Origin of the sequence: Arcicella gelida, from assembly GCF_034931025.1 — a bacterium.
Taxonomy (GTDB): Bacteria; Bacteroidota; Bacteroidia; order Cytophagales; family Spirosomataceae; genus Arcicella; species Arcicella gelida.
Genome location: NZ_JAYGIL010000014.1, coordinates 140,669 through 151,213 on the forward strand (window position 1 = coordinate 140,669; position 10,545 = coordinate 151,213).

A 10,545-nucleotide genomic window follows, 5' to 3' on the forward strand; every position below is an offset into this window, starting at 1 on the left:
AAGTAAAATGAATGAATAGTCTTTTTTATAAAAGAGAAGACAGGTTGATATATACTGATTACAATTGGATTGAGTCAGGACAGAAGCCTTTTCGACAAAAAAGAGGTCAGTATTTCTACCGACCTCAGAATTACTAAAATAAAATTTAAAGAAGAAAATTACTGTTTCAATACTTTAAAAGTAGCTTTTCTGCCATCTTTTTGAACATTTAAAAAGTATGTTCCAGATGGTATTTTCGATAAATCCACTTGCTTTTGTACACCTCTCAATGTTTGTACTTGGATAATTTTCCCAGTGAAATCTATCAATTGAACATCTAATTCTTTATCATTACTTTCAATATTTAATACATCAGAAGCGGGATTCGGAAATATATTGATACCCATTTTACCCAATTCATCCGTACCCGTAATCAATTCAATTCTTACAGTTGAAGGACTTAAAACTGTTCCTGTTCCACAGACATTATTATTCACAGAGAATAGGCGATAAACAGTATTGGCCGTTGGATTAACAGTTAAAACATAATCATTAGTATTAACAGTGATTGATTTAGCACTTACTTCATCACTACCGATGGCAAAAGTAAACGGTGGTGTTCCCGTAAGTTTAATACCAATTGAGACTGGTTTATTTTCATTAAAATAATACGAGCTACTATCAAAACGTGCTGTAATGCCTTCTAAAACTGAAAATGGATATTTATTCGTTGTACTTGTTGCATTAGAATCACTAGCAATTACTCTAATACTATAACCCATACTAGGAACTAAATCTGAAGGCAATTTTGCAGCTAGAATATTCTTTTCTTTTTCTACTGTTTCAAGACTCTTAAAGTTCTTACCTGTGTTATCCGATAATTGAACTATAAATTTGTTATTAGCTGAAAACGTTCCAACAGTGTAAAAAGGAACATTAATTGTTGAACCTGCACAAATTACACTTGAAATATAATATTCTTGGAAGTTTACTTGTTTGTTTGAAGGTGGATTTACCGTAATCGTAGCAGAGCCTTCCACTTTTCCTAAACCACAAGCATTTCTAACAGTCTTAACTGTGAAGGTTTCTGTTTTGAGTGGTGCTAAATATATCGTTGGTAATGTATTGTAAGAATTTAATTCTAATGTACCAGTTTTTCCATTACTTAGTTCATAATTAATGTATTCATAATAATATGAATTTGTGTTTGGTTTATAGCTATCGTTATTTCTCAAAATAAGATAGGCATCAGTTCCAGGGTTAATTGTTGAAGAACCCATTAAAGTCATATCAAGTTTATTTGCTAAAGCAATGGTTGTAATAGTTTTAGTTTGGTATGGATTAGAACTTTCCATTTGAATTTTATAAGAACCTCTTTTCAAATCACTGCCAAATGTTACATTGTAGGCACCATTCTTTGTACTGCTCAATAATTCTGTTTTGGTATTATTCTCATTAACAGCATAGACTTTGAAAACATTATCAGCCTCGAATGTTCCTTTTGAATCTAAATTAACCTTTAATGTTGCACCAGCACAAGTACTAATTCCACTATACATCCCTTCAAAATTCATTGAAACAACAGGTTTTATATTCACTTTCACACTTCCCGACACCTTACCTACACCACATTCATTAATGGCTGAAACTAAAGTATAAGTAGTCGTTTCGGTAGGATTTTTGTATTCTTCGATATAATTATAGTTGTTGTAACCAATTGTTTTAAAGTTTTTATCATCTTTAATAACATATCGTAAACCCCCTCCATAAGAATAATCTTTGATATTATTTGAGTAGATGTAAACGCCATTTCCAGCTTCTATTTCTGTCACAGTAGCTCCGCCATTAAATTGTAAAGCTAAATTGTTTGGTACAATCCTGAAGTTTACGGTGTTTACATCCGACTTAACGCTATTATCATTACTAACGATTCTAATATTATAACTACCTGCTTGTTGAAATTTACTTGGAAAACTTACAAGCACAGGGCTTTCTGTAACACCAGTTTTTACATTAGTATAAGTAGTATCTGAAGCATTTGATATTTGTACCGAAAAAGTTGTTCCTGTAGGTACTTGTCCTTTTACATTAAAGGGTATTAAAATATTATCTGCTATACATTGGATATTATTGTTGCTGTAATTACTATTGAGGTTTGTCATATTCTGAATAGAATACGGTGCTACTTTAAAGGTAACATCATTATTTTTTATCGTTCCAACACCACATACATTACTGATAGATTTTATTCCGAAAGTGGTAGTCTTGTAAATATTAAAGTTATAATATTGTGTAGCAGTTCCATCATAAGTATAGGTTTCGATAGTCTCCGTTCGCCCATCTTTATAAGTAACTTGCTGGTTTCCGCCACCTTTCAGGTTTAACGATAAACCTACATAGTCTCCAGGATTATAAACTCCTGTGTAATAAGTATAATATTCAGCAGTGGGTAAAGCTCTGACATAAAGTTTAATTAAATTACTGTATAATAATGGATTACTCGAAGAAACTCTTATGTCATATTCTCCGGTTGGTAAATCCGAAGGAATTGTGATTTCCTTCTCTCCAGCAGTAATTTTCCCTAAAGTTCTATCATTAGATGAACCATAACTATTAATTAATTCAACAGTAAATTGATTATCATCACCGTATTTCCCTTCTGTTAAAACCGACAAATCTACTTTTGCGCCGGCACAAACCTCAATACTTGTAGTTTTTTTTGATGAAATCTGGATACCATATTCAGCATTTTCTACAGCCACATATTTATATTGAGAAGAAACGCTATTATTCGTTCCACAAACATTGGTGATAGATTTTATGGCAACTGTACTCGATTTAGGAATGTACATTGAAATACCTACTTCTGACTTCCAACTTTTATAAAAATCTGTGTACTTGTATTTTGTATCATCCAACATCGTTATTTCGTAAGGGCCGTTACCATTTAGGATTACATCAATATTTGTTGATTGAGGTTTTTTAAGATTAATAACCACACTAGAATAACTGTTGTTGATATTTGCTGATGGGAATGCAGAGATTCTAATATAGTTTGGACTAAATGTAGTTGCAGGTATGTCATCTGTAAAAACGGAGGCATAAAAAGAAGTGTTATAAAAAGTTGCACTTAGATTGCTTGGAATTACAAAAGAAGCCACATTGTCGCTAATTACTTTTCCAATAACCTCTAAATATGTGTCATTATAACCAAAATAATTATTATTAGTCAATTTAATTTTAACAGCACTTCCAACTGGTAATGAGGCATTTGTTGAAAATTTCACTTCAGCAGTAGCTCCTTCACAATATTTAGCTTCTTTTAAAGAATCTGTTTTGATGGCTTTATTCACCGTTATTGAAACTTTGTTTGTACCTACACCACTGCCACATTCTGAGGTAAAAGATTTAATAAAATATTGTGTTGTTGTTTTGGGAGAAATCGCAAAATTGAATGAAGAAGTATAATCACCAACACTGCCATATCTATAAACTTGACCATCGCTTAGCTCAACAAAGTAACTCCCGTATCCATTAATAGAGACGTTTAAATTCATCACTTCTCCGTACTTCATAGAGGTACTTTCAGTAGTTAATTCAACTTTAGATTCATTATGAACATAAAGTTGACTGAAATAAAAGTCTGATTCAATATTATTATCACTTGCAGTCACCCTTATTCTGTAAGTAGCATTTGGAATATTATCTGTAATCGTAGCAGTCATCAAATCACCCTTTTCTGTAACATCCAAATCATAAAATTTTGTGCTGTAATTAAAGTCTTCTAAACGAACTTTGAATTTATTACTCTCGCTCCATTTTCCTGTTTTCTGTACTTTTAGCGTTACCTTTCCATTTTTACAAACTTGGTTATTTGTGAGTCCAAGAATCTTCAAGGAATTGTCAACGATTTTAATATCTACACTGCCAGTAGCTTTACCAACGCCACAAAGATTACTAGTACTTAAAATTTTATAAGTACCCGACTTACTCGTCGCTACCATAACATTTTGAACCGTGCCATAACTATTATCAATTTGGATATAAGTACTATCACTCATTAAAAATTTAACTGGTGTTGTACCTGTGTTTTTTATACTTATTGAAACAGGTTCATTCGGATAAAGTGTCTTCTTTTGAATATCGACGAGTTCTATATTGGCTGGCACATAAATATTCGAAGAGAAATCACTACTCGTAATGGCAGGCGATGAACTTACTATTCTTAAACTACCATAATAGCTATAGTTGTTTGAAATGTTCGCCACTTCATTAGGCAGCGTAGCGATTAAATAACCTGAAGAATCTTTTGCAACCACATCAACCCAAATGCCTGAATAACCTGACTTTACTTGTACTTTGAATACGTTATCTTGGTTAAATGTACCAGTCGTATTGTAGGCTAGATACACTTTATTGCCCAAACAAATATTTGAGCCAGATGCAGGTGAAACTTGTGAAATCCAGATAGTTTGCCCTTTTAGTGCAAAGGTGAAGAACATCAGGAGTAGCAGTAGTGGTAATTTTCTAAACATAGACGTTTATTTTTTGTGTGATTTGTAATGTGAATAGAATATGAATTGTTGTGGTCAATATTTAAACTGACCACTTTAAGATACTTTAATTATTGTTTTAATACTTTAAAAGTAGCCTGTCTTCCATCTTTTTGAATATGTAAAAAATAGGTTCCAGATGGTACTCTTGATAAATCTATTTGTTTTTGTTCGCCTTTTAATATTTGTTCTTGAACGACTTTTCCCACAAAATTAATTAATTGAACATCCAATTCTTTACCATCACTTTCGATATTTAATACGTCAGAAGTTGGATTAGGGAAAATATTGATCCCCATTTTACCCAATTCGTCTGTTCCAGTAATCAGTTCTATTCTTGCGGTTGACGGACTAAGAATTGTTCCGGAAGGACAAACTTGATTGTTGATGCTATAAATTTTATAAGCATTCGCTGAGCTAGGATCTACAGTAATGGGGAAATCATAGCTTGTTGCCGTGAATTGTTTCAGATTGATTTCATCAGTTCCCATAAAAAAAGTTATAGGAAGTTCTCCTTGAAGTTTCACAGTAAGCGTAACAGGTTTTATTTCATTGATATAATATGTACTTGTATCAAAACGAGCAGTAATTCCATCATAAATACTAATTGGGCTAGTATTTGTTGTACTAGTAGCATCATTATCACTTGCCAATACCCTCATTAAAAAACCATCTCCAAGCAATGCATCAATAGGTATTTTTACTTTGAGTGGGCTTTGGGTTCCTTCGGTAGCAAGATTTTTAAAGTTTTGCCCAGTTTTATCGGATAATTGAACGGTGAAAGTATTGCTAGTAGAGAAGGTTCCTCTAGTCGTAAAAAAGATTGAAGGTTCAGAGCCTCTACAAATATTTTGAAAAGCCCCTTGATAAATTACTTGTTTTTCGGAAGGTGCATTTACCTTTATTATTGCTGTTCCTGATGAATTTCCCTCTCCACAAATATTTGAAATTGACTTTATTGTAAAAGTTTCTGTCGCATTCACAAAAACTGATATTCTAGCCAAGCCGTCATTACTAAATCCTCCAATTGTACCTTTTACGCCATTACTCAATTGATAATTCAGTAATTCAGTATTACTCGATGGTGAACTCGTAGCACTATTATTTTTAAGAACAAGCTGTACAAACGTTCCAGCATTAACAATTGCTCCACCCGATATGCTTACATCAGCCTTATCAGTGATAACGATATTGGATATTTCCTTTACGATAGCAGGATTAGTACTCTCAAAAAGAAGTTTATAATTTCCTCTTTTGAGAGTATTTCCAAATGGTATCCTAAAATTACCATTACTTGTTGACTTCAATAATTCTATTTTCTCGTTATTCCCATCAAGAACATATACCCTGAAAACATTATCTGCTTCAAATGTCCCTTTAGAAGCAAATGCTGCATTAAGTGTTGTTCCTAAACAATAACGATTATCAGTATTTCCTGCAATCACCATGTTTAAAACAGGTTTTACCGTAACTTTTACAGTACCTGAAGTTTGGCCTGCACCACATTTATTTTCAGCGTAAACTAATTTATACTCTTTACTTTCCATTGGGTATAAGTAATAGCTGAAACCATTGTCACGCTGGCTTTGAACAATCTTATTGTACTTATTATCTTGGATAACATAAGAAAAAATACCATTGGCTGGGTTTTCATCATTTACTTTGAGTATGATAGATTCTCCAGCATTGATAGTCATAATATTTACCTCCCCTTCATTTAGTTGAAGTGTCGCTTTAGGAGTATCCGCAATTGAAATGACAAACTCATTCGATTGAACTTTATTGTCATTACTAATAATACGAACTTTGTACTTCCCTGCTGTTAAATTACTTGGTAATAATGCTGTAGCTGGGCTAGCTTTTATATTGGAATTCAATGTTGTAAAAGAGAGTTGGTTCTCTTTAGCAATTTGTATAGAAAGATTTTGTTTAACATCAGTTTTTGCAAAGATTTCAAAAGGAATTGAAATCAAGGTATTTGTACAATAACTATTTACCGTTACTTGTGGCGTAGGAATATTAAGGCGAAAAGGCTGAACCGTAATAGTTATATCTTTTGATAACACTGTTCCTGCTCCACATTGGTTAATGATAGAAGAAATACCAAAAGGATTAGAATTGGTTAGTATTTTTTTGAAAGTAAGCCTTGTATATCGATCTTGAATATCAAATATCGTTTTACTTCCATCTGTAAAGACTATTTCGTTTTGTCCGTAAGCATCCTCAAGTGTCGCTTCGAATCCAACTAATTCTCCTTCTAATACTTGTTCATAAGGGGATGCTAAAGAAATCTTGGCTTTCGCTTTAACAAAAAATTGGATAGAATTACTTGTAACATTGGAGTTATTTGATTTCACACTAATTGTGTAAACCCCACTGGCCAAACTTGATGGAATTACTATCTTGGACATTCCACGCTTCACTGAACCTAAATCGCTTACTTCTTCCTTATTTTGGTTGAATAATCTAACCGTAAATAATTGTTCACTACTGAAATCGTTGGAAGTTGACAAATTAATTGTGTGTGTTTCGCCAACACAAACTACTCCATTTACAGCAAAGGTGGATTGTAACCTAACTGATTTATTCGGATTTTTGATGCTGACATTAAAACTTCCAACATGAGTAGAGTATGTACCACACACATTCGTAACTGAATTAACCTTAAATGTTTTTGATTTATCTACATAAACAGGAACTTCAACAAAAGAGCTTAAAAACTGTGTTGGTGTGCCTAAAAAATTATTGGCTTCATATATTGTACTATCTGATAAAACCATTTTGAAAGGAACACCTCCAAAAACATTGATGGGTAGATTTATTGTTTGGGGAGTATCCAGCGTAATCTCATTGGTGGCAGGATAAATCTCTGTTTGTGCCGGTAGAATAACATTGATAAAATTAGGACTTTGTGAAGTATTAGGTAAATTATCTGTATAAACAGTAGCGAATACTTTGTTCTTGAAAAGTGTTCCAAAAATGTTTGGAGCGATGATGAATGAAGCTGTTTTGTCTTTTATAACCGTTCCGATTACTTCAACAAATTTACCCGTATATATATCCGCTCCGTCTCCAAATTCATAAACATTGTATAGTTTAATCTTTACTTTACTGCCAACGGGTAGATCTGCATTTGTCAAAAACTTTACTTCACAGGTTGCACCCGTACAAAATTGTCCTGATTTTAAAGAATCCGTTCTGATACCATCTAATACAGTAATTTTCACTTTGGTTTTACCTGAACCATTTCCGCAAGTAGAGCTAAAAGATTGAACATAATACTCTGATGTTTTTTGAGGAAACAATTCAATATAGGATGGGTTTTCTTCATTAAAAGCAAAATTCTCAATAATAGTCCCATTATTGAGCTGTACTTTATATTTCCCAAAACCTTTGAACATGAGTAAAAGGTTGGTTCTTTCTGCAAAGTTTACTGTTGAGGAAACGGCTGTAACTTCCGCAGAAGGTTCTTCATGAACATTAATTGTGTAGTTAAAACTATTTGATATTACTCCAAGTTTTTTAGCTATTACTTGCAATCTATATGCTCCTAAAAGAAGTTCAGAATTAACTTTTGTAGAAAAAACACCATTATTTTCTGTTGCTTCAAAGTCAAAAGCTCTATTACTACCATTGATTAGTCGAATATAAAATTTCTCATCAGATGCCCATTTCCCTGTTTTGGTAGCATATACTTCCAAATTTCCATTTCTACAAACATCAATTGCAGGCACTCCTGTAATCGTTATTTTATTTTCTAGCACTGTAAAATCAACACTCCCCGTTGTTTTACCAACACCGCACATATTACTGACGTTTAGAAAACGATAATTGCCTGCTTTAGAAGGATTAATCCCCAAAGCATTGTCTGAACTTCCAGTACTATAATCGTAATAGCTAATAGTGGTGCTGTCGCTTGAGAAAATTGTAATTGGTCTAGAACCTTTTGCGATTAAACTGAGTGAGACCTCTTCAAATGGATAAATGATATTTTTGGAAACACCAGTTATTGCTAAAGATGGCAATGTGTTTAATGTTAAACTATAGTTACTACTACTTGCCGCCGGCGCCGTAGAAACAATCCTTAGTGATACGCTCGGATTTAGTTCTGGGTAGATGACACTTAATTCAGTAGGTAAAGTAGCCAATAAATATCCTGAAGAATCAACGGCGCTTACTTCAGTCCAAGAACCATCGCTTCTGCCGACCTGTACTTTAAAATTATTCCCTAGACTAAAATTTAAAGTTGAACGATATTGGATTGTAGCTTGCTGCCCGAGACAAACGTTATATGAGTAGGTTTGTCCATTAACCGCTAAAATTTCAAGACTTTGCCCCTGTGAAACAAAAGTGAAGAACATCAGGAGTAGTGATAATTGTAGTTTTTGTAACATAGAACGATTTTATATAATAGAGTTTTAGTAAATAAAAACAAAAATATTTCAATTATTGCTAATATCCCAACTTATTAACAATACTTTATCTAACGGTAATGATTACTTATAAGTGGTTTACCGTTTAATAAAAATTGATGCCTTTTAAAACATGTTTTTATGCTTTCTCTCTATCTTTGATTCTTCCGTTTAAGTCCAATATTTCTCTTAATAATTTCTAAATCATCATTTACTATGTCTAAATTAATTGTTGTTTTTGTGCATGGCTGGAGTGTCACAAATCTTGATACTTATGGCGAGTTACCGATTCGTTTATACAATGAAGCCAAAGCCAATGGCTTTGATATTCAGGTAGAAGAAATCTTTTTGGGTCAGTACATTAGTTTTCATGATGAAGTTCGGCTCAAAGATATTTCTAGGGCTTTTCAAACGGCAGTTTCTGAAAAACTGAATGCGAAAATTACTGCTGGTGAAAGGTTTGTTTGTATTACACATTCTACAGGCGGTCCTGTGATACGTGATTGGTGGGAAAGATTTTTTACAAAAGAGAAAAAGCCCTGTCCGATGAGTCACTTAATTATGCTTGCTCCCGCCAACTTTGGCTCGGCACTTGCCCAATTAGGAAAAGGAAGAGTTGGTCGATTGAAAGCTTGGTTCAGTGGCGTTGAACCCGGACAAGGAGTATTAGATTGGCTAGAATTAGGAAGTTCGGGGGCTTGGGATTTGAATAAAAACTGGATTTACTCTGACGAAAATGATATTAAACCTGAAAACGTTTTCCCATTTGTACTTATCGGTCAGTCGATTGACCGTAAACTTTATGATAATCTTAATGCTTATACTGGAGAATTAGGTTCTGATGGTGTTGTTCGTGTTGCGGCAGCTAATTTACAGAGCAGTTTTGTGAAATTAAAACAGCCTTATCCAACCGACGAAAGACCGATTAAAACTGGTGATTTTGAAATCATAGATTATAAGCAATCCCCAAAAACACCATTGAGAATCATCAAAGGAAAATCACATTCTGGTGATGAAATGGGTATTATGAATAGTGTTCAAGAAAATGATCAAACTGAAAGTCAGGAGACTTTGAAAGCTATTTTGGATTGTATCAAAGTAAAAACAAAAACAGATTATGATAAACTCTACAGACAATTTGAAAAGGAAACCAAAGAGGTTTTGAAAGAAGAACAATTAGAAACAGTTTCAAGCTTTTTTACTTCAAAACGTTACTTTATTCACGACCAATATTCTATGGTAATTTTTAGAGTAATTGATACTGAAGGTAATTCCGTAAAAGATTTTGATTTAATTATTTCAGCAGGAGATGCCAACGATCCGAATCATTTACCTGAAGGTTTTTTCCAAGACCGCCAAAAAAATAAAAACAATCCTGAAAATATTACTTATTACCTCAATTACGATATTTTAAAGGGAATAGCGGCAATAAAAGATGGTAAAAAAGATGTTCGTCCTAAACAAAAAGGGATTGATAAATTAGGCTTCCCTTTAATCTTGTAAATATTTAATAATCAACACATTGCCAATAAAATAACCCCGAAGAAGTGTCAATACTGGCAATTTTCGGGGTTTTTCTGTATTTTGTTACTGCTAAGAAA

At 33.2% G+C, this 10,545-nt stretch carries 3 protein-coding genes; 1 reads left to right on the forward strand and 2 read right to left on the reverse strand.

What is annotated here, in order from left to right; translation table 11 throughout:
• Positions 1 to 158: 158 nt before the first annotated feature.
• Positions 159 to 4,481: a T9SS type A sorting domain-containing protein gene (locus tag VB776_RS13120; RefSeq protein ID WP_323330351.1), complete on the reverse strand. Its 4,323-nt coding sequence runs from the start codon at positions 4,479 to 4,481 to the stop codon at positions 159 to 161.
• Between the two features lie 122 nt (positions 4,482 to 4,603).
• A complete protein-coding gene (locus VB776_RS13125; protein ID WP_323330353.1) occupies positions 4,604 to 8,926 on the reverse strand; it encodes a T9SS type A sorting domain-containing protein in 4,323 nt (1,440 codons plus the stop codon).
• Positions 8,927 to 9,160: 234 nt separating this feature from the next.
• Here VB776_RS13125 and VB776_RS13130 point away from each other — a divergent pair, with 234 nt between their 5' ends.
• Positions 9,161 to 10,447, forward strand: coding sequence for an esterase/lipase family protein (locus VB776_RS13130; protein ID WP_323330355.1), 1,287 nt, complete (start codon positions 9,161 to 9,163; stop codon positions 10,445 to 10,447).
• Positions 10,448 to 10,545 lie beyond the last annotated feature (98 nt).